The sequence below is a fragment of the Fodinibius salsisoli genome (assembly GCF_026229185.1).
Lineage (GTDB): Bacteria > Bacteroidota > Rhodothermia > Balneolales > Balneolaceae > Fodinibius > Fodinibius salsisoli.
The window spans coordinates 40,086-65,927 of record NZ_JAGGJA010000014.1; the positions used below are offsets into that span (position 1 = coordinate 40,086).

21 protein-coding genes and 1 tRNA gene are annotated in these 25,842 nt (G+C 44.7%); 10 read left to right on the forward strand and 12 right to left on the reverse strand.

Annotated features, from left to right (window positions below; genetic code table 11):
- The first annotated feature begins 117 nt into the window (after positions 1 to 117).
- Entirely contained in the window at positions 118 to 1,080 is a 963-nt protein-coding gene (locus J6I44_RS16840; protein ID WP_265767327.1) for a S1 family peptidase, read from the forward strand.
- Here the strand turns inward: J6I44_RS16840 and J6I44_RS16845 are convergent.
- The 7 genes from J6I44_RS16845 to J6I44_RS16875 all read right to left on the reverse strand — a co-directional run bounded on the left by J6I44_RS16845 (position 1,077) and on the right by J6I44_RS16875 (position 11,682).
- Entirely contained in the window at positions 1,077 to 2,477 is a 1,401-nt protein-coding gene (locus J6I44_RS16845; RefSeq protein WP_265767328.1) for a D-alanyl-D-alanine carboxypeptidase/D-alanyl-D-alanine-endopeptidase, read from the reverse strand. The genes J6I44_RS16840 and J6I44_RS16845 overlap by 4 nt on opposite strands.
- Before the next feature lie 37 nt (positions 2,478 to 2,514).
- Entirely contained in the window at positions 2,515 to 3,192 is a 678-nt protein-coding gene (locus J6I44_RS16850; protein WP_265767329.1) for an N-acetylmuramoyl-L-alanine amidase, read from the reverse strand.
- 26 nt (positions 3,193 to 3,218) lie between these two features.
- Positions 3,219 to 4,121, reverse strand: a complete 903-nt coding sequence (locus J6I44_RS16855; RefSeq protein WP_265767330.1) for a serine hydrolase — start codon at positions 4,119 to 4,121, stop codon at positions 3,219 to 3,221.
- A gap of 6 nt (positions 4,122 to 4,127) precedes the next feature.
- A complete protein-coding gene (locus J6I44_RS16860; protein ID WP_265767332.1) occupies positions 4,128 to 5,327 on the reverse strand; it encodes a C40 family peptidase in 1,200 nt (399 codons plus the stop codon).
- 249 nt (positions 5,328 to 5,576) lie between these two features.
- Positions 5,577 to 6,998, reverse strand: a complete 1,422-nt coding sequence (locus J6I44_RS16865; RefSeq protein WP_265767333.1) for a SusD/RagB family nutrient-binding outer membrane lipoprotein — start codon at positions 6,996 to 6,998, stop codon at positions 5,577 to 5,579.
- Positions 6,999 to 7,016: 18 nt separating this feature from the next.
- Positions 7,017 to 10,547 (reverse strand): SusC/RagA family TonB-linked outer membrane protein, encoded by a 3,531-nt coding sequence (locus tag J6I44_RS16870; protein ID WP_265767334.1) that lies wholly within the window; start codon positions 10,545 to 10,547, stop codon positions 7,017 to 7,019.
- 58 nt (positions 10,548 to 10,605) lie between these two features.
- Positions 10,606 to 11,682, reverse strand: coding sequence for a FecR family protein (locus tag J6I44_RS16875; protein ID WP_265767335.1), 1,077 nt, complete (start codon positions 11,680 to 11,682; stop codon positions 10,606 to 10,608).
- Between the two features lie 219 nt (positions 11,683 to 11,901).
- Here J6I44_RS16875 and murI point away from each other — a divergent pair, with 219 nt between their 5' ends.
- The 3 genes from murI (at position 11,902) to J6I44_RS16890 (ending at position 16,221) form a co-directional block, all read left to right on the forward strand.
- The gene (murI, locus tag J6I44_RS16880; protein WP_265767336.1) at positions 11,902 to 12,729 is read left to right on the forward strand and encodes a glutamate racemase; all 828 of its coding nucleotides are present in this window, start codon (positions 11,902 to 11,904) and stop codon (positions 12,727 to 12,729) included.
- Positions 12,730 to 12,747: 18 nt separating this feature from the next.
- Entirely contained in the window at positions 12,748 to 13,974 is a 1,227-nt protein-coding gene (locus J6I44_RS16885) for a BaiN/RdsA family NAD(P)/FAD-dependent oxidoreductase (protein ID WP_265767337.1), read from the forward strand.
- Positions 13,975 to 14,211: 237 nt separating this feature from the next.
- The gene (locus J6I44_RS16890) at positions 14,212 to 16,221 is read left to right on the forward strand and encodes a polysaccharide lyase domain-containing protein (protein WP_265767338.1); all 2,010 of its coding nucleotides are present in this window, start codon (positions 14,212 to 14,214) and stop codon (positions 16,219 to 16,221) included.
- 46 nt (positions 16,222 to 16,267) lie between these two features.
- Here J6I44_RS16890 and J6I44_RS16895 read toward each other — a convergent pair whose 3' ends face one another.
- The 3 genes from J6I44_RS16895 to J6I44_RS16905 all read right to left on the reverse strand — a co-directional run bounded on the left by J6I44_RS16895 (position 16,268) and on the right by J6I44_RS16905 (position 18,836).
- Positions 16,268 to 16,423 carry a hypothetical protein gene (locus J6I44_RS16895; RefSeq protein WP_265767339.1) on the reverse strand — a complete coding sequence of 52 codons (156 nt, stop codon included), beginning with the start codon at positions 16,421 to 16,423 and terminating at the stop codon, positions 16,268 to 16,270.
- Between the two features lie 162 nt (positions 16,424 to 16,585).
- Positions 16,586 to 17,917, reverse strand: a complete 1,332-nt coding sequence (locus tag J6I44_RS16900; protein WP_265767340.1) for a PhoH family protein — start codon at positions 17,915 to 17,917, stop codon at positions 16,586 to 16,588.
- Between the two features lie 133 nt (positions 17,918 to 18,050).
- Positions 18,051 to 18,836 (reverse strand): TrmH family RNA methyltransferase, encoded by a 786-nt coding sequence (locus J6I44_RS16905; RefSeq protein ID WP_265767341.1) that lies wholly within the window; start codon positions 18,834 to 18,836, stop codon positions 18,051 to 18,053.
- 125 nt (positions 18,837 to 18,961) lie between these two features.
- Between J6I44_RS16905 and amaB the strand changes: the two genes are divergently transcribed.
- A complete protein-coding gene (gene amaB / locus J6I44_RS16910) occupies positions 18,962 to 20,491 on the forward strand; it encodes an L-piperidine-6-carboxylate dehydrogenase (RefSeq protein ID WP_265767342.1) in 1,530 nt (509 codons plus the stop codon).
- Positions 20,492 to 20,627: 136 nt separating this feature from the next.
- Here amaB and J6I44_RS16915 read toward each other — a convergent pair whose 3' ends face one another.
- Positions 20,628 to 21,638, reverse strand: coding sequence for a DUF3078 domain-containing protein (locus J6I44_RS16915; RefSeq protein ID WP_265767343.1), 1,011 nt, complete (start codon positions 21,636 to 21,638; stop codon positions 20,628 to 20,630).
- 72 nt (positions 21,639 to 21,710) lie between these two features.
- Positions 21,711 to 22,223 (reverse strand): phosphoribosyltransferase family protein, encoded by a 513-nt coding sequence (locus J6I44_RS16920; RefSeq protein WP_265767344.1) that lies wholly within the window; start codon positions 22,221 to 22,223, stop codon positions 21,711 to 21,713.
- Between the two features lie 121 nt (positions 22,224 to 22,344).
- Here J6I44_RS16920 and J6I44_RS16925 point away from each other — a divergent pair, with 121 nt between their 5' ends.
- From J6I44_RS16925 to J6I44_RS16945, 5 genes are all read left to right on the forward strand, one after another.
- Complete coding sequence (locus J6I44_RS16925) at positions 22,345 to 22,647, forward strand: YtxH domain-containing protein (protein ID WP_265767345.1); 303 nt, start codon at positions 22,345 to 22,347, stop codon at positions 22,645 to 22,647.
- The gene (locus tag J6I44_RS16930; RefSeq protein ID WP_265767346.1) at positions 22,640 to 23,827 is read left to right on the forward strand and encodes a DUF2851 family protein; all 1,188 of its coding nucleotides are present in this window, start codon (positions 22,640 to 22,642) and stop codon (positions 23,825 to 23,827) included. Before J6I44_RS16925 ends, J6I44_RS16930 begins: the two co-directional genes overlap by 8 nt.
- A gap of 52 nt (positions 23,828 to 23,879) precedes the next feature.
- A tRNA-Gln gene (locus tag J6I44_RS16935) sits at positions 23,880 to 23,950 on the forward strand.
- A 77-nt stretch (positions 23,951 to 24,027) separates the two neighbouring features.
- Positions 24,028 to 24,960, forward strand: a complete 933-nt coding sequence (locus J6I44_RS16940; protein WP_265767347.1) for a ribose-phosphate diphosphokinase — start codon at positions 24,028 to 24,030, stop codon at positions 24,958 to 24,960.
- 158 nt (positions 24,961 to 25,118) lie between these two features.
- Positions 25,119 to 25,832: a 50S ribosomal protein L25 gene (locus J6I44_RS16945; RefSeq protein ID WP_265767348.1), complete on the forward strand. Its 714-nt coding sequence runs from the start codon at positions 25,119 to 25,121 to the stop codon at positions 25,830 to 25,832.
- Positions 25,833 to 25,842: the final 10 nt, after the last annotated feature.

The window sequence follows — 25,842 nt, forward strand, 5'->3', positions numbered from 1 at the left end:
TATTGCATGTGTAAATAAAATTTTACTGCCATGCTTAAATATATCAGCCTCATATTGTTTCTGGTAGTTACTGTCGGGAGTATCTCTTGTAGCAGCTCGCAAAGAACGGCTCGTTCGGTGTCTTCATCGCCTCAATCTAAGGCATCCTCATCGGATGGCTATACTACCGCTTTTCCTCATCAGGATATCTCGGCCTCCCTGCAAGAAGCCCAAAAAGCTATGGTCCGACTTATTACGTCGGTATTTTATAACACCTACTCTTTCGATGATGCTCGTGTCCGGTTAGCTGATATCCGGACCAACCGCCCCTCTGATATTGCCTCCGATCAATTTTCAAGCGAAGAGAGTACAGCCGGCACTTCGGTAATGTTAGACTTAAACAACAATGGTGATGCCCTGCTTATCACTTGTGAGCATGTTGTTACCGCCCCGGATACTATCATTTCCTATTTTGATGGAGATGACCTTCCGGCAAATACTTTTATTAAGTCTATCAGTATTAAAAGGAGCCAAAGTAATCTTATTTTCATACCAGGACAACTGAGTACGTTTGAAGTGATCGCATCAAACTCACTGACAGACATTGCGCTGCTAAAAACTAATATTAACAGGGAAGCGCGCAAAGAGTATCAACCACTCCCATTTTCAATGGGCCGCAGTGATCGCCTGCAGTTAGGTTCATTCCTGTATATTTTGGGCTATCCCAAAGGCTTTCCCATGATTACAAGAGGTGTTGTTAGTACCAAAGGCCTTCCACCCCATCGATTTTTTATTATCGATGCCCTCTTCAATCCCGGTATAAGTGGGGGATTGGTAATAAGCAGCAACGATAATTTTAACAATTTCGAATGGGTAGGGTTAGCCCGCTCAGCCACAGCATCCAGAGAACAGGTTTTGGTCCCCTCCCCCAACAGTGAAGATGAAAACAAAAATATATTACGGCCTTACAGAAACCAGATCTACATCGATCAAAAGCACCGAATATCTTATGGTATTACCCAAGCTGTTCCCATCGATGAAATCCGTTCTTTCATTGACGAAAATCGGGGGCTTATCAGAAGACATGGGTTCAATTACTAAAATTGTTGATGAATAAACCACAATACTTTTTCCATTTCTCTCTTCACCATAGATGAAGAACCAACATAATGGTTGTTCATAAAGCTAAACAAAAGTTTGTTGCCGCTCTCTGTTAGGATATAACCACTCAAACAATGATTATTGCTCAGCGTGCCTGTCTTCGCAAATATATAAGGTGGGCCTCCGTCACGAGCGCCATACCAGTGCCTGATCGTTCCCTTTTCGCCCCCTATCGCTAATAGCTCAAATAAGTTCTTGTCAGATTTAAATTCTTTATCAATCTGCTGCAGCAACCAAATCATACTGCGAGGGGTAAACATATTGTACCGCGAAAGCCCGGAGCCATCCACCCACTGCGGCTCATCCGGCATTCCTGAAAGATGAGTCTCTTTCATCGTATCGATCACCGTAGCGGTATTCAGCGGTTTCTCCAGCTCTGAGGAAGATGCCAGCAGCAGTTGCTCAGCAATAAAATTATCGCTGGGCTGTAGCATCTTCTTATAAAGAGTATCCGCATTAACGCTGTATAATTTTTGAGGATTCTCCGGCAGTTGCTCTTTAACATACTGCACGGGTTTATCCAGCGTATCGCTCAACATTTCCACAATAAGCTGCGGCGTATAGTGATACGGTTTATGGATAGTAAATGTAGAAGTATCGGAGGCCGGCAGATAACGAAAGGTGTTTCTAGAAAATGGACGCTCTAATACCAACTGTCCATTTTGGGCGTCTTTAGGTGTCCCTTTTTCCAAGTATTCCCGAAACAATGGAGGATTAATATTAAGCCCCGAACTATCCCCGCGGATAGAAGTAGTTGTAACCTCCTGCATCTTGAACTCCACCATATTACCATACATAGGAAAGGGCGACTTTTCAGCGGAATAGGCATACTGGTAATCACCCCAAGCCCAACCCGGACCCAATCCCTCATCGCGATAGTGGGAATCAGAATAATACAGTTCTTTTGTACTGTTCTTTAGGAATTCAAATATTAATCCGTTATCCAAATCAGATCGCAAGAATGAAGGATCTCCGGTTCCCCAGAAAACCAGTGAATCTCCCCGTTCAACATATTGCAGGGCCGGCAGCTTCTCGGGTAATAGTTTAAGTCCCGTATAAAAGGTGAAAAGTTTGGTGTTGGAGGCCGGAGTGAAATACCGGCGCTCGTTCTGAGCATAAATCATGGAATCTACAGCCGGATCATAGAGGGCGAAGCCCGTAAAGTTGCCCGAAAAAACATCCGAAGTATCAAAAGCCATTGCCAAATTAGTTCTATTCGTGCTCCCGGTTTCTTCCTTCGTCAACCCCTCAGAAGAACGGCAAGACATTATTCCCAACGTAGCCATGATGGTTAACAAAAGGGCAACAACAGTTCGATTCTTTACGACATCATTCATTTGATCAGGCGTATATTAGCAGGTCAATAGTTTTATTCTATGGAATCCTATGGATTTGCGTTACAGCGGGTGGACCTTTCAAACCAAGGGCATGAACTTTATGGCGTAGTTTTTCCATGAAACTTTCCCCTGGATCTATTTTATCTGTTCGGTATCCCTCATCCCGCTCTTTCCACAAAGCATGTTCTTCAAAAAGCGTATATTCATGGTGACCAATCAGGTATTTTACCGGATGTTTGTTTGCTAACTTGCGTATCAGCCATGCATTAGCTTCTAACTGGGCAGCTGTAAGCCGTTGCGATTGACTGCCTACATTTTCAATACCTATGGCCGTATGATTTAAACCAATGGTATGACGTGCCATTATCGTATCGGGTAGTAATTGAAAAATATCTCCATTTCTCTTTATCAAATAATGTGCCGATACATTCAACACTCCGGCCCCTTTAATATCAGGACGTGTATTTCTTAAGGTTGGAGGATCAAAGACTTCAAAAGTTTTCTTAAAAGTTGGAATGGCCGTCCAGTGTACAACAACCATCTGAGGGGTAATTGTGGGTGTTTGCTGCTGTATTCCGTAATGCTCTTCCAGGTATTGCAAGGAAAGAGCCGTACGTGTGGAATCAAACTGGATGGGTTTTTGCTCAATATTATGACTCTTACTACAAGAGAGGTAAGCAAGAATAATAAAAATAAGAATCGGTAACTTTTTCATCCCACCTTTAAGCCATGTTATCGATTTTATAATTTGATGTAATCATAAACCAGCCGAGAAATATCTGCAAAAGCAGACAAAACCTGCTCCCGCGCTGGTGCCTCTTTTGAAAGTAACACAAGCACATACCTCCCACCATCCGGCAGAATAATCAATCCAACATCGTGGTTTACTCCCGTAATCCAACCTGTTTTGTGAGCGACTACGACCTCTTCCGGAAGCCGCGCCGGGATCATCTCGTTAAAATGCTGGTTCTTCAGGATGTCTATCATCGCCTGTGAGGCTTCCTTACTTACAGCTTCCCCCCGACCAAGATGCTCATAGATAACGGCCTCATCAAAAGCTGTTGTCCGGTTGCTTAATCCCTGCTCATACGCTTTAATGTCCTCAACGCCGCGCAGTACCCGGATACTATCGGCCCCGTAACTGCGCATCGTTTGGGTAACATTTTGGGCACCTGCTTTTTCAATGAGGATATTGGTCGCCAGGTTGCTACTCATAGTAATCATGTCGTCAATCAGCTGGCGAATGGTTCGCTTTTGACCAATGGCGTCGTATAATTCACCTTCACTATCGGAACTGATATCCATCTGGTAGATGCTGCTATCGACAATACTTCGGAATTCATTAGTAACCACCACCGAATCATCCAGCGAAAACTTTCCCTCTTCTGCCTGCTTAAAGAGCTCCACCATAACCGGCGTCTTCATAGTACTTGCGGCATGAAACATTTCGCGCTCGTTGATATAAACCGTTTCGGTACTGTCATCCAGGTTTTTGAACGCAACGGCAAAAGTGCCTTCCAAAGAGTCGAGCCGGACCTGTATTTCCTGCGCTAACTGTGCGTTTGTTATCACGGAGTCTGACTCTGCGCACGAACTAAATATCACTAAACCAACCAAAGCTGCAATGAGGTTACGAACGGTCATTGGGTATTATCCTTCATTCAACTTACTGTACATTTCTGACGTCTGGATGATATTGCCTTCCCAGTTATCGAGATAGCGGCGGGCCTCGAGATACCGGTTTAAATTGAAAGCATCAAAATTATCGGCAGTGGAATCGACGCTGCTGATATGTACGCGTCCGGCGGAATGGATAAACTGATGATCGCCAATCCACATGCCCACGTGCACAACCCTGCGATCTGAGCTATCGGTCGCTTCTTTACCAAAAAACAGCAGGTCACCCACCTGCAAATTATCAAATTTTTTCTGGTCATCGACCAATGTGCCGGCGTGCACCTGTTGGGAGGCATCCCGGGGTATAATCCGACCGTTCATAAAATAGATTGTTTTGGTGAAACCGCTGCAATCGATTCCTTTTGTAGACGTTCCACCCCATAAATAGGGCGCTCCCATCATGGCTCTGGCAGACTCAACCAGCGATGCTTTGGAGATACTCAGATCCTTTTGCCACTGGTCGAAGGGCTTTGCCTCTGCCTTATTGACAAATGCCTTGCGGCCATCCGGATAGGTTACCGCATAGAATCCACCCAGGGTATTGTCTAACTTCAGGATACTGCCGGCTACCAGATCGGTTACTTTTTCGGATGATGCGGAGGGCTCTTGGTAAGCAAATCCATACGTCTGCTGATAGATAAGCTTGGGGGCTCCGGCCCAATCGTTATATCCTGATTCAGTAATTCGCCGGAGGCCTCCGCTATCGACCCATCCAAGATAATCGTCCGGAGTTTGAATAAGATACCACCCACCCTCTTTTTTGAATACCTTTAGTGGCATGCCCAGTGTTGCCTGTGTGACTAATTGTGCCGGATGAGACGGGCTTGACCGGATATTGGCTACCGAATTGTTGACTAACCCAAACGTCTCTGCTTCCAATTGTTTGGACGGCAGCAGCTCAATACTATCGACTACAGAAATTCCCCGATCAGAAAGCGAATCAAGTAAGGCCTGCTTAGCCTTAGCTAAAGTCGTTTCTCCACTCAAAATGAGCGAACCGGAAGTTGATTTAACTTCTACCTCGAATCGACTGACCCGGGAATCCGGCACAAAATATTGCTGGGTGGCTTCAATAACCGATGCTATCTCGCTGGTTGAATCGGATGAGGAAGAACATCCCGTTAACAAAATGGCGACTAAAACGACTTTTACAGCAAGTGTTTTTTGATACATTAGCAATATTTGGTCATAAGTTAGCAGTTAGCAGTTAGCAGTTAGCAGTTAGCAGTTAGCAGTTAGCAGTTAGCAGTTAGCAGTTAGCAGTTAGCAGTTAGCAGTTAGCAGTTAGCAGTTAGCAGTTAGCAGTTAGCAGTTAGCAGTTACAGACTGTCCATTCCTACACTCCGGGTCAAGGATTAATTTCAGAAATTCTATTTGATACTTCTCACTGCCTTCTGCCTACCGCCAACTGTTTACTGTAGGTTACTCTTGGTCCCACCAAATACGATCCAGAAGAGTAATGTCCGGCACATTTTCCGAATTTCGTTGTGTTTCGGAATCGGGATAGCTCAGTCGGCGAATGAACTGTCCATTTAATGCTGGATTTAGATTAGCCGGCACTTCCATATCTTCGTATTGGTAATCATAACGACGGGCATCAACCCAAGCTTCGGGGTGCAAATACATGGCCGTATATTTTTCCTTGAATATCTGATCCAGGGTCAGGCCATTTACTCCAACTGCCACAGCCGGATCGGTTGAATAATCATTTTTGGCAGATTCTGAAACACCCACTTTATTCATATGGGCTTCTATACCTGCTAAATAGGCTTCATAAGCACGCGTCAACTGGTTAGACCGAAATGCCGCTTCGGCTTCAATAAACTTCTGTTCTGCATAAGTAGCTATAAGTATTGGAGCCGTCTCAGAAGCATAGAACGTATTTGTAGTCAAAACACTGCGCGCGCCCTGTTCGGGTGCATCTCCCCGGCCGGCCCCATTTCGGGTACCGATGTATTCACCATTATCATTAGTATCGGTAAAAGTTTCCATTCGGGGATCGAAAACACCATACAGCGTGCCATCCAAATGCTTGATTATTTGCTCCGACAGCCAACCGCCCAGCAACAAGTTTGAATTGTCGATAGCAACATTGGCCCACGGATTAAACTCTTCCTGGAAATAGTCCACTTGCGCATCCTCACTATTGCCAGTAAATCCCTGGTCTAATTCAGCCAATATTTCGGAAGGTGCATATACCTCTTGTTTACTCAGATGGTTCAAATAACGAGCTTTAAGCATATGAGCAAAACTGATCCATTTAGCGGTATCCCCCTGGTAAATAAAATCATCATCACCCAAAGAAATTGTTGAATTTCCCTGCTCAAGATCTGCAATACCCTCGTCAAGCATGGTAAAAACCGTATCATAAAGTGCTTCCTGGCTATCGTAGGCCGGTGTTAAGGTCTCAACAAAGAATGCTTCACTATATGGGACATCACCCCACGCATCAACTACAGTAGCCAAATTAAGGGCCGTAAGTATTTTGGCGACTCCCAAATATTCAGTCGCCCCCTGCTCTGCAGCATCCTGCCTTAGTACAGCCAAATCAGTCATTACATCATAAAACCTAAACCATGTGTCATCGTAAGCCACATCATCCTGAATGTCTGTTGAACTGGCCTGGTTGGGAGACGCCAGGTATTGAACGTAGTAGGACGTTGTACTGCCCAGGGAATACATATTCTGAGAAGTTTCAAACGTTGTGCTTGTCATCAAACCCGTCAAGGGTGCTTCTGTAGGATTATTGGGGTCAGTATTTACATCCAGGTAATCACTGCATCCAATAATACCTACGCAAAGAGTTATTATTAGATAAAACGTTATTTTTTTTGAATTCTTCATAGTGTAATAATTTGGCTTTTAGAGGGAGAAATTCAACGAAAATACAAAGCTGGACACACCTGGATGATCTAAACCTGTAAATCCGGTGGCATTAGTCCCTGCAGGACCACTTCTTGATTCAGGATCAAATCCTTTAAAAGGGGTATACAGAATGATATTGCTTGCAGTTGCCGATGCGGTTATCCGTTCAAATGGAATTCTTTGAATCCAATTTGCAGGCAGACTATAAGAGAGATTAATATTACGCAATTTTATAAAGGAAGCATCTTTAACAAAATTTTCTGTCGATGTACGATATGTATTTCGATAAAATCCTGCCCCGTAATCTCTTACCTCTCCCGTTTCTGGATCTATCCTGCCTTCCGGGTCAGCCCCCTGTCCAAGCCATACTTCCTGAGTATTTGGCTGTCCATCTGCCGTTACTCCATTAAATACACGGTACTCATTTCGGTCAAGTGTATTCTCGGTTATGCCAAAAGCAGCAAAGAAGTTGTCGTATTGACTATAAACATCCATTCCTTGTTGGATATCAATCAAGAACGAAAAATCCACGTTCTTATATGAGAAACCATTGTATATGCCGCCAATCCAATCCGGAAAAGCGTTACCTAATACTTTCTGATCGTTGTCAACGACTGGGAAGCCATCCTCACCAATAAGGACCGTACGATCTTCGTCGACATATAGCTGATCTTCTGGTTCACCATCAGGATAATATCGTGCATAACTAGTCCCATAAATATTTCCAAAAGGTTCACCTTCAACAAGCCGGATACTTGCCCTTGAACCTCCATAACCAAATGAAGACCCTAAAAATATGCTTTCAATCCCTTCTCGGATGGATATCACTTCATTTCTATTACGACTGTAATTGACTCTTACATCCCATTGGAAATCATCTGATTCAATGGGTGTTACATTCAGCTGCATCTCAATGCCTCTGTTTTCTATTTCGCCAGCATTTGTGATCAATCGGGTCCCTCCCACGGCATTCGAAATAGGTACTGTAAGTATTTGATCAGCACTATTGGCCTTATAATATGTAAAGTCAATACCAGCACGACCATTCCAAAACCTTAAGTCAGTCCCAAGCTCTATGGAGGTTGTAATCTCAGGTTTTAGGTCGGCACTCCCTATCGTTTGAGTTCTGGTATATCCGACCTGTCCATTAAGGGGATATGTATCTGGAGAATTAAAAGTAATGCCTGTCGAATAAGGATCGGCATCTTTACCTACTTGGGCATATGAGGCTCGTATTTTGCCGTACGAAAAGAATTCTGGGAGTTCCATGATTTCGGAGAATACGAAACCTGTACTCACAGATGGATAGAAAAACGAACGATTGTCTATTGGCAAGGTAGAAGACCAATCGTTCCTACCAGTAGTATTGACAAATAAATAGTCGTTATAATTGAGCGTTAGATCTCCATATATTCCGATCAATCGACGCTGATATTTATCCTGACCTGTGGAGATTTCGCGTGTGTTACTTAAGTTATAAAACCTCGGGGTAACAAAATCGTTACCCTCTGCCGTAACTATATTTCTTTCTCGATCAAACACATCGTTACCAAGTGTAAATTCAGCAGATAACTCTTCAGTAATTTCTCTATTGAAGGTCAAGTTCAGGGTTGAGTTAAAGTCCCGGCTATTAATTCTTCGCTCCCTGATAAAACCAGTGCTGCTCAGCACATTTTCATTTTCTATACCTAAAGGTCCGGGTGTTATGTTCGTCCGCTGGTCGCTATAATAATCCATCCCGAATCGGTACGAAGCGCTCATCCACTCAGCCAAGTTATAATTCACATTGACGTTTCCAATAACACGATTTACATCGTCCTCATAGGTAGAATATTTCGCGTCATAAATGGGGTTTGTACCGGAACTTTCATTTCCGTAATAACCTCTCATAGTTCCGTCAGATTTTTCATAATCTGTGACATCTTTGGTAGGAGCCCAGTACATTAACCGTTCCATGAACCGATCAGCGGGAACGCGATTACCACCCGAATTGACAAAATTAACTGACGATGAAATTTGCAAATCATCACCCGGCTTAATGTTACCTGAGAAGCGTACTGAAGTTCTTCCCCAGTCACTGAATGGAATCACACCGTCGTGGGAAAGATTAGAAACTGAACCATAGTAGGTTGCGATATCGCTCCCTCCTGAAACACTAATACTGTTATTAATTTTAACCCCGGTTTCCATTGAGTTTCCCCAAATATCGTAATATTGCCAGCCTTCAAGTGTATCTGCAACTTCAGCTATAGGAGCCCCCCAATTGGGCCAAAAACTATCCGTCGTAGCTTCGCCCCCAAAACCTTGTCCATACACTTTTTGAAAACTGGGGTAACTATTTACGCGATCAAATCCGATGGAGTTATTAAAATTAATCTGTACATCTCCTGCCTGGCCTTTTTTAGTGGTGATAATAACCGCGCCATTGGCAGCACGCACCCCGTACAGGGCCGATGCAGCGGCGCCTTTCAAAACGCTTACCGACTCGATATCATCAGGATTTAAATCAGCAGCACGATTACTCAACCCCCTGGGCGTATCCTGAGACTGAATTGTAGAGTTATCAATGGGAACTCCATCAACCACAAATAACGGTTGGTTATCTGCATCCGGATCCAGAGAACTAATACCACGAATAAGTATTCGTGAACTACTTCCTGGTGCGCCCCCAGTATTGGTAACCTGTACACCAGATACTTTAGCCTGCAATGCGCTTACTACATTTTCACTTTGTCCTGCTGTTAGCTCTTCACTGCTTACCTGCTCAACAGAATAACCCAATTCTTTTTCTTCCTGCTCAACCCCAAAAGCCGTCACCACCATTTCACCAAACGCCTGTACCTGTGGCTCTAATGCCACATTAATGGTTGTTTGGCTATTTATAGCAACCTGTTGACCCTCATAACCAATAAATGTAAAGGAAAGAGAGTCAACCTCGTCGGCAACGGTTAAACTGTAAGTCCCATCCGAGTCGGTTGAAGTACCGGTTGTGGGATCGCTGGTTACAAAAACGTTTACACCGGGCAGCGGATCTCCAGTCTGGGCATCAGAGACGGTACCCGCTATATTTTGTTGAAGCTGAACGACTCGCAATTCGGGATGTGGCCGCCTTTTTAAAACAATTTCTCGCATCTGCGAAATATTGGCTTCAAAAGCTGTTTCTTCTAGCACTTGTTCAAGAGCTTTGCCAACCGGCACCTTATCCAACTGTATGGTGATCGGTTCTTTTAAGGAAAGCAACCCGGCATTATAGGCTAACCCGAGATCTGCCTGATTTACGATATCTTCCAATATATCCCTAATCGGTGTTTTATGAGCTTCAACGGATATTGTACGTTGCAACTCTGCAATACGGTTAGAGTATTTGCTGACCGAATAATAGGCTTGTCCCATCGGTTTCTTTTTGGCTGATGACAAATACTGCCCCTCTGCTGTGGCAGATTGTCCCCTTGCAAACGGAACCAGTAGTATGGTAAACAGTGCCCAGACTACGAACTGTAATCCTCTGTATTTTAGCGATCTTTTCATAAATCCCCCATGTAATGTGTTATGGCTATTGTGAAGATAAAACAAGTTCTTTAATTGACTATTCTTGGTAAAAAGTGACATCATTGTTCTCAAACCTGTAATTGATGTTAAGCGATGTAGCAATCACATCCAGAACATTTCTGATGGATCGGCTTTTCAAAAAAGCTGTCAGTGACATTGCGGCGGTCTCTTCCTCTTCGAAAGTGACCTGCACGCCATACCTGCGTTCTATTTCCCGGGCTACCTTGCTTAGCGGAGCCTCTTTAAATTTCAGGATCCCTTTCTTCCACCCCAGATAAAGCTCCATATCATCAACGCTGTCCGTAACCACTCTTCCATCCGACAACAGATATCGCCCAAGCTCATTTTCATTTAAAATGGATGCCGAGGAAGAGGGCTTTTCCGTAGATCTAAAAGAGACTCGCCCCTCTTCAACCACCACTTGCACTTGTGCTTCTTCTGGGTAGGACCGAATGGCAAAAGAGGTGCCCAACACGCGGGTTACGGTTCCAGCGGAGTGAATCACAAATGGTCTGTCAGGATTACTTTTAACATTGAAATGAGCCTCCCCTTGCAAATAGACTTCCCGGATATCGGGCGCAAAGTTCTCTGGAAACTCCATTTTCGAATCTGCATTCAATATGACTTCCGTTCCGTCGCCGAGTGTCAAATTAGCCCGCTGTGCAACCGAAGTATTTATCTCTTTTAGTATAGGCTCCCTGGATACCGATTCTGTAGTTGACTCAGACCAATGGGAATAGGCAAAAATTCCACAGAATCCCGCCACCAAAAGTATAGCAGCTACCCGGATTGTCTTTTGAAAGGCTGAGTGAATAGAAAACCGCTTGTGTTCATATAACGAGGTAGAAGAAATGTTTGTTAGTCGTGCTCCTTTTCTCTCCTCGCTGTTCATCTGCAACTTAAGTTGTTCCCATTCCTGCTCCGGAATACGTCCTTCTCTTTCCGAATTTCTCTCAGCACCCGATAATTCCCAAATACGCTTAAATTCTTTGAGCTTTCGTACATTATCCGGCGCCTCCACTATCCACCGTTCTACTATTTGGCGTTCCTCAACCGTACATTTCTCGGCCAGGTAACGAGCCAACAGGGAATAATCTGGTTCATTCAACTCCATATCAAAGTGTATCGTTAGGCAATCGTTTGTTTATTAGACAACTGCCAAACCGTCTACCCCCAAAGAAAAATCAAAAAATATCCTCCCCCAGCTCAGCAGGTAGTTCCTTTAGTTTAGCCTAGTAGGTCAGGCCTGATAAATTGTTCTTTTTTATTTTTAATTGCTCTCCGTTAATCTCTAACTTCCATCTTTTTGAATTTATTAATTTTATCCAGATAGATGAGCAGTTCTAAAGGTCCTATTGGTATTTTTGACTCCGGGGTAGGTGGCCTCACGGTGATGAAAGATATTATACACCGACTCCCTTCCTATGATTACCTATACCTGGGTGATAGTGCCCGAACCCCATATGGCAATCGTTCTTTTGCGTCTATCTACCAGTTCACACTGGAGTGCGTGAGATACCTTTTCTCCCAGCAGTGTCATTTGATTATCTTAGCCTGTAATACAGCCTCGGCCAAAGCCTTACGAACCATCCAACAACGGGATCTACCTAAAATAGCTCCCAATAAACGTGTTTTGGGAGTCATTCGACCCACGGCTGAAGTTATTGGCTTACATTCTAATACGGGACATGTGGGCGTTCTGGGAACTACGGGGACGATCCAATCCGATTCTTATGAAATGGAAATCGAGCATCAGTTTCCCGAACTGATTGTGCATCAACAAGCCTGCCCTATGTGGGTACCCCTGGTAGAAAATAATGAGCACAACGGCCCCGGAGCCGATTATTTTGTCGAAAAATACCTTCATGAAATAAACCAACAATCGCCTGATATCGATACCCTCCTGCTGGCCTGCACGCACTACCCCCTGCTGGAGGATAAAATCCGCAGTACGCTCAATTCCAATATTTCCATACTCAGCCAAGGTCCTATTGTGGCCGCCAGTCTGGAGGATTACTTGCAGCGCCATCCCGAAATTGACGAAAACTGTTCTAAAAACGGAAGCCGTCGGTTTCTAACCACGGATGCTCCAGAAACTTTTGATCAGCATGCCACCACTTTCTTTGAAGAAAAAGTAACCTCAGAATATGTCGAAGTTTAAGTTTGCAGTAACGAGCCTATGAGTAAGAAGATATTAGCCGTTGTGGGTGGTGGAGCAGCTGGTTTTTTTGGAGCGGTCAATGCAGCACGTCTGAATCCGAACCTTCAGGTTATCATTTTTGAACGCAGCCGCGAAGTAATGTCTAAAGTACGTATTTCTGGAGGTGGCCGATGTAATGTTACCCACCACTGTTTTGATCCGGAAATACTGTCGCAGGCTTACCCACGAGGGTCGCGTGAGCTGCGGTGGGCCTTTGAGCAATTCCAGGCCCAAGATACCGTTAGTTGGTTTGAAGATCGGGGCATTTCCCTAAAGACCGAAAAAGATGGCCGCATGTTTCCCACCACTGATGATTCTGCTACTATTATCAATTGTCTTAAGGCCGAAGCAATCAAACACAATATTGAAATTCGTACTAAAACCCCTGTGGAAGCTCTATCTGTTACCGATGATAATCGCTTTCAAGTTCACCTACGGAGAGCAACATCATTAACGGCCGACTTCGTCCTGATTGCAACGGGAGGATCAAACCGTGGCAGTCGGTATGACTGGCTTCGCGAACTTGGACATTCTATTAAGAAGCCGGTTCCTTCGTTATTTACTTTTGACTTTCGCCGTAAAATATTTGAAGACCTGGCCGGCATTTCCGTTCCAGAGGCCTCAGTCGCCATTGAGGGAACCTCCTTTAAACATAGCGGACCTCTGCTGATTACGCACTGGGGACTCAGTGGTCCGGCGGTACTCAAAACATCGGCTTGGGCCGCCCGGTATCTGTACGATGAGGAGTACCGATTCACTATTCGGGTTAACTGGCTCTATCCCAAAAATGAACAGCAAGTTCGAGAAAAACTTCAAGCACTGAGGGATAAGAATGCCCGAAAACAAACTGACAAGCAGGATCTTTTTCCTCTCCCCAATCGACTCTGGGAACGGTTTTTAGAGCTCTCTGACATCAAGCCGACTTTACGCTGGGCCGAGCTTTCTAATCGCCAGATCCATAAGCTGACACAAAATCTTGTGCAAGCAACCTATCAAATTCAGGGCAAAACCACTTACAAAGAAGAGTTTGTGACCAGCGGAGGAATTCCGCTACCGGAAATCAACATGGGCACTATGGAGAGTAAAATATGCCCTAGTCTTTACTTCGCCGGCGAGGTGCTCAATATTGACGGCATCACCGGCGGTTACAACTTCCAATCGGCCTGGACTACCGGATGGATTGCAGCTCAACATGTGGGAGCCTAAAATTAGTCAGCTTGAGTGCAGCCCCGTTTGTCTCGGCAAAATAGGACTCATTTATGTCTTACTAATATTTACTTTGTTTCGTACCTCCCTCAATAGCAGGTCGTCAAGAGGCATTTCAAATACTTTCCTTAAAAATACTGATTCCAGCCCAAAATATTTATCAATTATAACCGGAACAAAATCAGACATTTATGGGTAAATATTAGAAAATAACTAAAATTCAAGGAGATAAATGGGATGTTTCACCGTTGCTTTCAGTTTTTTAATGTTTGGGACTACAAGTTTTTGAGGATGTTAAGTGTAGGGGTGTACCTGTTACTGCCAACATGTACAGCCTCTCAAAATACTGTTCATTCAGGCGAATTTATTGTCGAACCACCCACCCTCGAAAATTTAGGATTCGAGTGGAAAATTGATGGGGACGATAACCGTAATGCCGAAGTCTTGGTTGAGTATAGGGCCGCGGGGTCCGACTCTGACTGGAAGCAAGGAATGCCGCTTCTGCGAATTGGAGGAGAAAAAATTACAGAAAGGGCAGGAATTGACTATGTAACTCCCGCTATGTTTGCCGGGAGTATCCTGGATCTTCATTCGGATACTGAATATGAATGTCGTTTTACCTTAAGAGATCCCGACGGGGTTGAGGGAGAAGCGGTGAAGACGGTCACAGTCCGCACGCGCGCGGAACCTAAAGAAGCCCATGACGGTCGCATATTGCATGTATATCCTCAACATTGGAAAGGGGAAAAGCAAGAGCCTGCTTTCACAGGGCTTATGGAAGCCTACAATGGTTCCCAAAAAGCAATAGGCGATTGGTATTTGGTAGATGAAAACCAAGTAAAGCCCGGTGATATCATTATGCTGCATGGGGGGCTCTACAGGGCGGATAGGTCTGACTACATTAATCCAGAAAGTATTCCATTTGACGGTACTTATTTTCTTACTGCCAAGGGAACCGCTCAGCGACCGATTGTGATCAAAGCCGCCGGAGATGGTGAAGTGCTCTTCGATGGCGCAGGTGCTCACACTCTTTTCAATGTGATGGCTACTGAACATCATATTTTTGAAGGCATCACTTTCATAAATGCAGACCGTGTATTCGATGCCGGGCGAAAAAAAATAACGGGGGCCAACGGACTCACGATCAGGAACTGCCGGTTTGAAGAAGTGGGAGAAGCAATTCGGACAGAATATGCCGGATCAAAAAACTTTTATATAGTCGACAATCTCATCATTGGTCGAAATGACCGGTACCGCCTTCTCGGATGGACGGACCGAAGACACAGTAATCCCGGTCCCTATGGCAAGTATCTTCTAAATAGCTATATGGCCATAAAGGTATATGGATCCGGACATGTTATTGCATACAATTCAATAGCATATTTCCATGACGGTATTTCTATTTCCACTTACGGGAGCCCTGAGCAAGAACGACAGTTGCGCGCGGTGTCAATTGATATCTATAACAATGACATCCATCTTGTAAATGACGATTTTATTGAAGCTGATGGCGGTGTTCACAATATCCGTATCATGCGCAACCGCGGAGTAAATGCTGCTCAGAGCGGACTGAGCGCGCAGCCTTTATTTGGTGGGCCGGCCTACTTTATTCGCAATGTTTTATATCACATTCCATCGGGAGGAGCTTTTAAATTTTATAACCAACCGGCAGGGCTGGTTGCCTATCACAACACTTTTATAGCCGACATAACCAAAAATTTAGAAATTCATTCCAACTCACACTTCCGGAATAACCTATTCCTGAGCAGAGATCACAGAAAGGGAATTGCTGTCTTTCCCTTTGCTACCTCCTACTCAACATCGGACTACAATGGGTATCGGCCAAACCAGGGAGTAGAACGGCAGTATGTGTGGATTACACCAAGCCTTTGGAAGGTGCGGGATTATTCACTTTCCTATAAAGACAGCTGGTCTTTTGAGACCCTGGAAGGTTTTAGCAGAACCAGCGGTCTTGAAGAGCATGGCATAACGGTCGATTACAACATTTTTAAAGACCTTCAACAACCGGATCCGCAAAAACCGCATACCATTTATCATGCAACGGACCTGAATTTTAAACTGAAGCCCAACAGCAAAGCGGTTGACGCAGGCATGAAAATTCCCAACGTGAACGATGACTCCACAGGAAAAGCCCCGGACCTCGGAGCGCTTGAAGTCGGCCTCCCCACTCCGATTTTTGGCTGCCGGGGTCATGGTCGTGCCCTGGATAAACCCTTTTATCGTTGATTACAATAAATGCATGGATCGGTTGGAATTGGTAGAGTTTGTCAAGCTATTTGGCTTGTATGAGCATTTCTTTGGCGACCCCATCTTGTTCTTCCCCTCCAAGCAGGGGAAGAGACGCATGAGCCTCTTTTAATTTCTCCCTACTCCGCAGGGAGAGAAACTCATTGATATGGTTGTATAGCAGATCCAGTGAAAATATCATGAATTTTCCCTCCCTAATTTTAGGAAGGGAGCAAAGGTGGGTCACAAATAGAGCTGAGTCTCTCTATCAATAATATATTAACCGGTCTTCTATTTCAATCAACGTTAACCACTCACTAAATTGACCTACGAATAATTTATCCGGAGTCCGTGGATTTTTGGCTTACAACAGCTTACTTGCCAGGTTCGCCAGTTCAGAACGTTCACCTTTTTCCAGGTTGATGTGGGCATACAGGTCATTATCATGCATGCGGTCTACCAAGAAAGAAAGCCCGTTACTCTGGGTATCCAGATATGGTGTATCAATTTGATAGATATCACCCGTAAAGATAATTTTAGTATTCTCTCCAGCCCGTGTAATGATTGTCTTAACTTCATGCGGGGTTAAGTTCTGCGCCTCATCCACTATAAAAATAATGTTTGACAGACTACGACCGCGGATATACGCCAATGGAATAATCCGTAGCTTTTCGTTTTCAAGCATCTCTTCCACTTTTTGATACTGCTTGCTGGTTTGCGGATACTGATTTTTAATAAACGTCAGGTTATCCCACAATGGTTGCATGTAGGGATCGATCTTCGAGTTGATATCCCCCGGCAGGTAACCAATATCATTATTGCTGAGTGGCACAATGGGACGAGCCAGGTAGATCTGTTGATAACTGTGGCGCTGTTCCATAGCTCCTGCCAGGGCCAGCAGCGTCTTTCCCGTGCCTGCTGCCCCGGTGATGGTCACCAGTAAATTATCGGGATTCATAATGGCCTGCAGCGCAAAGGTCTGTTCGGCATTCCGTGGGGTTACTCCATAGGCGGTATTCCGGTGTACGGGTTCGATAAGATCTTTCTGGGCATTATAGTACCCCAAAGCCGAACTGGAATGATTTTTTAGAATATAGAAATGATTGCTGGCGGGCGGCTCCTCCAAAACGGCTTCCGGTTCCAGCTGTCCCTCCTCATATAAGCGGTTAATCAGCTCAGGATCATCATATTTGAGCTCAGTCTTGCCCCTGTACAGGTGGTCTATATCTTTGATACGGATACTCTCATAATCTTCGGCATCTATACTGAGGGCCCGCGCCTTAATTCGCAGATTAATATCCTTGGAAACCAGGATGACCTTTTTATCAGGTTCATCCTCCATCAGCTTCAGAACGGCATTCAGAATACGGTGATCATTCTTGGCATTACCAAAGACTTCGGCGGCATCTATTTCACTGTTCTCGTTGTTGAGCACACGAAGCTTCCCATGCGTTTCTCCATTAAGGGGGATCCACTTCTGCAACATATTTTTATCTGATATTTTATCCAGATAGCGGCTGAATTCGCGGGCATGCAAATTGATGACATTGCTCCCCTTTTTAAACGTATCAATTTCTTCCAACACGGTAATAGGAATGGCAATATCATTTTTTTGGAAGTTTTTGACGGCGTCACAATCATATAAAAGAACAGAAGTATCAAGAACGAAAATCTTTTGCTTATCAACAGGAGCCATAGAGCGTAGATTTTTGATTTCAAAAGAACAGTGACAAACAACGTATTCTTATTACAACGTTATATAATCACCCTGTGAGAATCAATAGTTAATATGAAGTTAATTAAAAGTTAATATATGGGGATACTGACGCTCAGTTTGACAAATGGTATAAGGCAATAGAGGTGGCGATGGCCGCATTTAGGCTTTCTACCGGCGGCTGCGGGGAAGGCGAAGAAATTTCTACCTGGTGGCGATTATCCGTCATAAGCCGGTTGTCAATGCCATGGCCTTCATTACCGACAACAAGCACCGTTTTCTTTCTTCTGGATTTAAGAGAGGCAAGCGGTACCGATCTGGCGCCCTTGTTAAGCAACAACACCTCCCAGCTATCTTCTTCAAGAGCTTGAAGTAATGTGGCCAAACCTCCATTGAGATGAGGAATGGTTCCGGTCGCTCCCGCCGTACTACGCACTACTTTAGGGTGAAAAAGATCAACCGTTCCCTTACCGGACAAAAGTGCCCGCGCCCCGAACCAGGAAGCCGTGCGAATGATCGTGCCTACATTGCCCGGATCCTGTACAGCATCCAAAGCCACGACAATGCCTTCATTTCGGCTTATGGACTCAATGGAGGCTTCTTCGGGCATATGGCATAAAGCCAACACTCCCTGGGGCGTATCCGTATCGCTGACCTCCGCAAAATGCGCTTCATCCAAAATAACGCCCTCAACTTTTTTCGCTCTTTTCTTCCATTCTTCTTCCCTCTGATACCCCCGTGTCTTGTCAAAAAACAGCGTTTTAATACGCACAGATTGGTTCTCTGCAACCTGGCGCACAGCTCGCCCCCCCTCCACTATAAAAAGTTGCTCTTGTACTCGGTATTTCTTCCGATTCAGTTTTCGCAGGAGGGTTAGCTGACGGTTAGACGCAGTTCTCATAAAATATTTTTTGAATAACGATTCTATCTTCTTAGCCCGTAAATTAAACAGCTTCTTCTTTTAAACACAAAAACTATCCTTATCTTAACGCCCAACGAATAGTAAAAAAAGACATTAGATCCATCATGGAATTTCTGAAGAAACTGGGCATTGAGGGCACCAACCTGGGAACGAGTACCGGACAAAAGTTTATAGGCTCGGGTGCAAAAGAAACCATTTCGAGCCATACCCCTATCGATGGCTCCCAAATTGCAGATACGACCGTCACTACCAGAGAAGAGTATGACCAAGTGGTAAATACTGCTTTGGAAGCCTTTGAAGAGTGGCGTATGACTCCGGCTCCCAAACGGGGTGAAATAGTTCGCCAAATTGGGCTGGAACTGCGAGAACATAAAGAATACTTGGGACGACTGGTGACTTATGAAATGGGAAAAATTTACCAGGAAGGCCTTGGAGAAGTCCAGGAGATGATTGATATCTGCGATTTTGCAGTCGGTCAGTCGCGCATGCTTTATGGAAAAACGATGCCCTCTGAGCGTCCCCGGCATCGAATGTATGAGCAGTGGCATCCGCTGGGCATTACAGGTATCATTTCTGCCTTCAACTTTCCTGTCGCCGTCTATAGCTGGAACGCCATGATCGCAGCCGTGGCCGGCAATGTAATGATTTGGAAAGGATCCGAGAAAACACCGTTGTGCAGTATCGCCGTACAAAATATCATTGCCAAAGTCTTAAAACGTAACGACCTGCCGGAAGGTATTTTCAACCTTGTTACGGGTGGACGCGAAGTTGGTGAATGGATGACCGAAGATGAGCGCCTTCCGCTTATTTCAGCCACCGGTTCTATTCGCATGGGTAAAGAAGTAGCCAAAACGGTTGCCGGACGACTGGGGAAGACGATCCTTGAACTGGGTGGAAATAACGCCATCATTGTATCAAAAGATGCTGATTTAGAGATGGCAGCCCGGGCTATTGCTTTCGGGGCTGTCGGTACCTGTGGACAGCGCTGTACTTCTACCCGGCGGCTGATTATCCATAAAGAGGTGTTTAACCCGCTCAAAGAACGGCTCGTTGAAATATACAAAGAAGTTAATATCGGCAACCCCCTCAAAGAAGATACCCTTGTTGGTCCTTTGATTGATCAGCAGGCAATTGACAATATGCAGAACGCGCTACAAGAGGTGCAGGATGAAGGCGGAGAAGTTATTTATGGTGGAGAAGTATTAGAAAACAAACAACTTGATGGGGGGCATTATGTACGACCGGCGATCGTGACGGCCCAAAATGACTGGGACATCGTACAGGAAGAAACCTTTGCACCTATCCTTTACTTGACTCAGTATTCTGACCTCGATGAAGCCATTTCATTACATAATGGTGTCAAACAAGGGCTTAGCTCTTCCATCTTTACGTTAAATATTCGGGAGGGCGAAACCTTTTTAAGCGCCCGGGGATCCGATTGTGGCATCGCCAACGTCAACGTTGGTACCAGCGGGGCAGAAATTGGTGGTGCCTTTGGTGGCGAAAAAGAGACCGGCGGGGGACGTGAGTCGGGCTCTGATGCCTGGAAAGCCTATATGCGCCGGCAAACAAACACTATTAACTGGGGCTCGGAGATGCCCTTGGCCCAAGGTATTGAATTTGATGTAGATTAGCCGACAACAAAACCGAAAGTCATCCACTGGCCTCCACAAACTTTAGCATAGCGCACCAAAACTACAAAGCCTTCCTCTCCGGAGGGCTTTATAACTATATGACAACCTTTTCAAATTCAAGAGTCTATTAATATGTCTATAATATATTGACCGATAAACCGGCAGAAAGAACCTGCTTAACCTGCACTTGTTTTGAAAAGTCTTCATCATAGATCATCACGAACTGGAAAGACATGTTCATAAAGTCATTGATCTTTCCAACTACTTCATTAGAAAAGTTAATGTCTGTCCGGTTGATATGCCGCTGCAGGTTGGTAAAAGTCTCTACAGAACTAACCAGGTGAACATTTTTAAAAATATCCTTTTCAAAAAAGAATGCTGCCGAATAACCAGGCTCAAAACGGAAGCTTTTAGGATTTCTGGTATAAACCCCGTACGAACCCGATGAAAATGGGTCGATCAACCTGCTTACTTCGGAGTCATATAACCCATAACGTTCTGCCAGTGCATCATTCGCAACGATAGTTTCTTTCATTGCTAAACCCGTCTGTGCAGAAAAATAATCAGCTGGAGTATAGGCAATACCAACAACCTGGGTAAAATAAGCGGGCGAAAAAATCTCCGAAATCAATTCAGGATTTTCCCCATCCGGCACATTATAGTTAAATCCTTTGTCGAACTGAGTACTGAAATTGATATTGGCAAATGCACTCCAGCGCTTATTATCGAAGAGATAACTGAATTTATTATTGATCGCAATACGATCGTCGGTTTTGCGCGTCCCTTCATCCTGAATCCTTGCCTTACCATACTTAAAATTGGTATTTAAGGCATAGGCAAACCGATCCTTACGATACATCAGGTTAAATACCGTAGAGGCCGTTACACTTATAGTATTCGTCCCCCCCTGGCTCCAGTTGTCATAAGCAGCCTGGGCTCCATTAAGCCCGCTAACCCAAGAAGCATCCCAACCTTCCAAAGAGTCAGCAACGATGACCGTTTGATCAATTCTGGAAATATCATGGATAGATATATCTTCATCATCCTCAAGAAGTTTACTTATCCGGATTGCTTCCTGCCCCGATACATCCCGGACTGCCGATAGTATCAGCACTATCAGAACAAACAAGGAGGCATATTTGCGCATATTGATGCAGTCGTTTTAAGGAAAAATTTCGGGTTAAAAATACAACAAATAATTAAACCGGGAAACACTACTTTATTGATGAAACAAACGGACCTGTTGAACATGGTCTTCATCTGTAACCACGGTTACATGCTCATCCAGCTTAGTGGGCAACTCCATACCACAAAATTCTGCTTTAATCGGGTATTTCCGATGGCCACGGTCAATAAGCACCGCCGTATGCATTTCACTTGGTTTCAGCAATTCATCGATTGCTTTTAAGGCTCTGAACATGGTATGACCTGAAAAGATCACATCATCAACAATGACTATAAAATATTTCTTGTCGGCCTCTTCTGGGCTCCACTGCTTATTCTCTTCCGAACCTTCCTTTACCAAAAACTGCCGGGCTTCTATATCCGCCCGCAGAATATTTGAAAGCATCTCTGCCAGTTGTCGGGCCACGACGTAACCACGCTGATCGATACCGAACAACAATACCGGATTATTGGATCGATTCTGTTCATTAATTTCGTGAGCCATGCGTTCCAGCGTTCGCTGAACTCGCTTTGCCGTCATCAGTGTCAACGTATCTGTATCAATCATATTACCTTATATTAAATTTTATAAAAATAATTACTCTGCACATTTAAAATATCTGACACATTTCATACCTTAAATATAGAAGATTAGCAGATAAGGTAACATTCATTAAAACAGACTTATTATGACAAAGAGATCCAGCCTCCGTTCCCTCTTGTTAGCTACCGGTTCATTTATTGGGGGAGTAACACTCGGCGTTTTATTGACTCCCAGAAATGGCCGTGAAACCCGACACTGGGTATCATCGCAGGCCTCAGAACTGTCTGACTGGATGAGTAAACATCACAGGACAGCTCGCCAGAAAGGAGAAACAGAGCTTCATAACATCCGTCAAAATGTACACAAAGGGCTGCGCCGTAACATTCCCGACTTGTATGAGGCTACCGAAAATATCGACTTGAGTGACGATGGGTTAACCGGTGCGTAAAACTGCTCCCACATACCATGAAAAGCTCCTCCATTGGATATGGGAGACCCGCAATTTTAACACTCGGAGCCTGCATACTGCTTCCGGAGATCCGGTTAAAATACATTTTCCCGGCCAAAGTAATAAATCCGACGGCCCTGATTTTTCCGGTGCCCAAATAGAAATTGGTCAACTTCAGTGGTATGGTGATGTGGAGATACACTGGAAATTGTCCGACTGGCATGCCCATGGCCACGGGCAGGATCCGCGATATAACAATGTTGTTCTGCATGTGGTATTCCGCTCCACAGATCAGCGTAGCCTCCGCAAGGATCGAACTTCGGTGCCTACTTTATGCCTTGCTCCCCAGCTCTCACATCCGCTGGAGGCCTTTCTGGAAGAGTACCTTAAACATCCTCAGCTTCCCTGCAGCAAACAACTGTCTTATATTTCTGAAGAAGCTTTTGCCCGGCAAATAAAAAAAGCGCACAACGAATATTTTGAGCAAAAAATTGATGACCTGCTATCATTCTATGACCCAGATCTCCCTCCCAGCCGTGCCTGGTTAAAAATTCTAACGGTTGCATTATTCGACGGCCTGGGCATTTCCCATAACCGCGAATCAATGCGTAAATTGTGCTCCCACTTAGTTGAACGAATTACTGAATTCGACTCAGCAGACGATTGTAAACGCCATGCGCTATCTCTTTCCGGGCTATTGGATGACAGCCCCTCGCCTACTTCCTATAAATGGAATCATAAAGGGTGCCGGCCGAATAACCAGCCCCGCATCCGTATTCAGCAAGCGGCCCTTGCGTTTTGGTATATTTATCAGCAGCCGTTTGGTCACTGGATGCGCACGCCCCCGCAGAAGTCGTGGAAAAAACTCATTCAGTCCATCGACATGGCCCCTTCTGTGGGTCCGGAACGATCTTCTATTCTATTTGGAACCGTCTTTTTGCCTTCTTTATATATATTGGGCAATCTCTTCCATAAAACATCACTAAAAGATAAAGCCTGGAACCTGTGGGTTAACCATGAGGTAAAGCTACCAAAATCACTATTGAAGAAGTTTCACAAAACTGAACTTCGTCCGGCACTCTATAACAACAAACTGGGAACCATCCACCAGTTGCGCAACTATTGCCAAAAAGGAGGATGTCAAAAATGTTTTGTGTTTAAAAATGAAATTTTCTCTTGATTAATAATCAGTAAATCCCTATTATCTGAATCTCTTAAAAAAGGGAACAAATTGCCCGGTCGTCTAATGGCAGGACAGCGGTTTTTGGTACCGTCAGTGGGGGTTCGAGTCCTCCCCGGGCAACAACATAAAAGCTTACAAGAAAGGATGACTGCAAGGCCATCCTTTTCTTTTATTTTAAACTTCTGAATTTCGCTTCTTTGGACACCCCATTAGCTATATTCGCCGGCCGTAGTAATTTAGCTTTGACGCGAGCTATCGCTGAGCAATATGGTACTGAATTGGGAGAAGTAACCATCAGGCCATTTTCAGATGGCGAGCTCTATGTTAAGTATGAGCAGAGCATCCGCGGGGAAGATATTTTTGTGGTACAATCAACCACCCCGCCGGGAGATAATATAATGGAGCTTTTGCTTCTGTTGGATGCTGCAAAGAGAGCCTCCGCGAAGCGGGTAACAGCCGTGATGCCCTACTTTGGCTACGCCCGGCAGGACCGAAAAGACCAGCCGAGGGTCTCTATTGCTTCTAAAATGATGGCTAACCTGTTAACTGAGGCAGGTGCCGACCGCATTTTAACCATGGATCTTCATGCGGCACAAATTCAGGGCTTTTTTGACATCCCGGTTGATCATCTATATGCCAGCAGGTTATTTATCGATTATTTCAATGAAAATCCGATAGATAACCTGGTGGTAGTAGCGCCGGATGTGGGCAGTCTTAAAATGTCTCGCTCTTATGCGAAACGTCTTGGTGCACGCTTGGCCTTTATTGATAAACGCAGACCTAAGCAGAATGTGGCTGAGGTCATGAATATTGTTGGAGAAGTTGAAGGCAAAAATGTCCTCATCGTCGATGACCTGATCGACACGGCAGGTACGCTTACCAATGCCGCATCGGCCCTCAAAGAACGGGGTGCCCTAAATATTATCGCCACCTGTACGCATCCTATTTTATCGGGCCCTGCGTATCAGCGTATAGAAGATTCACCTATTGACCAGCTTTTGGTAACGGATACTGTTCCGCTGCGCAAGCCTTCACATAAAATACAGGTATTAAGTGTAGCCGGAATTTTTGCAGAAGCGATCCAACGTATCCATACGAACGATACCATCAGCGCACTTTTTGATGATTAACTTGGTAACCACAAAAACACGAAAGCACTAATTAATAATCTTCACTATAGCTTACATTCATCGAATAAAGCTTTGTACAAACTGAAAATTATCGAATTTTGAGAAATCACATTTGGTGATTTTGTGCTTTAGTGGTAAAAATTTAACTTAACAGAATCATGACTACTCCTGAAGTTGTTACATTAGAAGGAAAAGTAAGAGAAACCGGTCGCAAGGCCGCCGATGCACTACGCGATGCTCTGCGTGTGCCCAGCGTGTTGTACGGACCTGAAGTTGATGAAAACATTCACTTCTCAATTGATGAACTTGAGCTTGAGAAGGTCTTGTCTGTGAGCAAGCGTCAAATTATTGAGATTGAAGTTGACGGGGAAACCTACCGCACCTTGCTCAAAGAGGTAGAATTTCATCCATTGACAGACCGACCAGTACATGTTGATTTCTATGTATTGGCTGATGACCATAAGGTTACCCTGAGTGTACCTATCCATCTCGATGGTACGCCAGCCGGAGTTACAGAAGGAGGCGGTCGTATTTTCCAGCCAATGCACATTTTGCGCATTCGTGTAACGCCTGATCTTATCCCCGGCGTTTACAGCGTAGATGTAAGCTCCCTTGAAATTGGTGATTCTTTGCACGTGCGAGATCTTGACCTCGAAGGTATTATACCCCTCGATGATCTCGGCCGGACCATTGTTACTATACGTCCTCCAAAGTCCGAAGAACTGCTTACTTCTTCTCTCATTACCGAAGAGCCCAGCGAAGAAGAGCTCGAAGAAGGCGAACTGCCCGAAGGCGAAGAAGGAGAACTTGCCGAAGGCGAGGAAGCTGCAGAAGGAGAAGACGAAGAAGGTGACGAAGAAGCAACCGAATAACGATCTTCAT

Coding starts and splice junctions, on each gene's coding strand:
- J6I44_RS16870 (WP_265767334.1), bottom strand. CDS start 10,547: ATGAAAAGATCGCTAAAATACAGAGGATTACAGTTCGTAGTCTGGGCA.
- murI (WP_265767336.1), top strand. CDS start 11,902: ATGAGCAGTTCTAAAGGTCCTATTGGTATTTTTGACTCCGGGGTAGGT.
- J6I44_RS16920 (WP_265767344.1), bottom strand. CDS start 22,223: ATGATTGATACAGATACGTTGACACTGATGACGGCAAAGCGAGTTCAG.
- J6I44_RS16855 (WP_265767330.1), bottom strand. CDS start 4,121: ATGACCGTTCGTAACCTCATTGCAGCTTTGGTTGGTTTAGTGATATTT.
- J6I44_RS16905 (WP_265767341.1), bottom strand. CDS start 18,836: ATGAGAACTGCGTCTAACCGTCAGCTAACCCTCCTGCGAAAACTGAAT.
- J6I44_RS16895 (WP_265767339.1), bottom strand. CDS start 16,423: ATGATATTTTCACTGGATCTGCTATACAACCATATCAATGAGTTTCTC.
- J6I44_RS16875 (WP_265767335.1), bottom strand. CDS start 11,682: ATGGAGTTGAATGAACCAGATTATTCCCTGTTGGCTCGTTACCTGGCC.
- J6I44_RS16850 (WP_265767329.1), bottom strand. CDS start 3,192: ATGAAAAAGTTACCGATTCTTATTTTTATTATTCTTGCTTACCTCTCT.
- J6I44_RS16885 (WP_265767337.1), top strand. CDS start 12,748: ATGAGTAAGAAGATATTAGCCGTTGTGGGTGGTGGAGCAGCTGGTTTT.
- J6I44_RS16900 (WP_265767340.1), bottom strand. CDS start 17,917: ATGGCTCCTGTTGATAAGCAAAAGATTTTCGTTCTTGATACTTCTGTT.
- J6I44_RS16890 (WP_265767338.1), top strand. CDS start 14,212: ATGTTTCACCGTTGCTTTCAGTTTTTTAATGTTTGGGACTACAAGTTT.
- J6I44_RS16915 (WP_265767343.1), bottom strand. CDS start 21,638: ATGCGCAAATATGCCTCCTTGTTTGTTCTGATAGTGCTGATACTATCG.
- amaB (WP_265767342.1), top strand. CDS start 18,962: ATGGAATTTCTGAAGAAACTGGGCATTGAGGGCACCAACCTGGGAACG.
- J6I44_RS16925 (WP_265767345.1), top strand. CDS start 22,345: ATGACAAAGAGATCCAGCCTCCGTTCCCTCTTGTTAGCTACCGGTTCA.
- J6I44_RS16860 (WP_265767332.1), bottom strand. CDS start 5,327: ATGTATCAAAAAACACTTGCTGTAAAAGTCGTTTTAGTCGCCATTTTG.
- J6I44_RS16865 (WP_265767333.1), bottom strand. CDS start 6,998: ATGAAGAATTCAAAAAAAATAACGTTTTATCTAATAATAACTCTTTGC.
- J6I44_RS16845 (WP_265767328.1), bottom strand. CDS start 2,477: ATGAATGATGTCGTAAAGAATCGAACTGTTGTTGCCCTTTTGTTAACC.
- J6I44_RS16945 (WP_265767348.1), top strand. CDS start 25,119: ATGACTACTCCTGAAGTTGTTACATTAGAAGGAAAAGTAAGAGAAACC.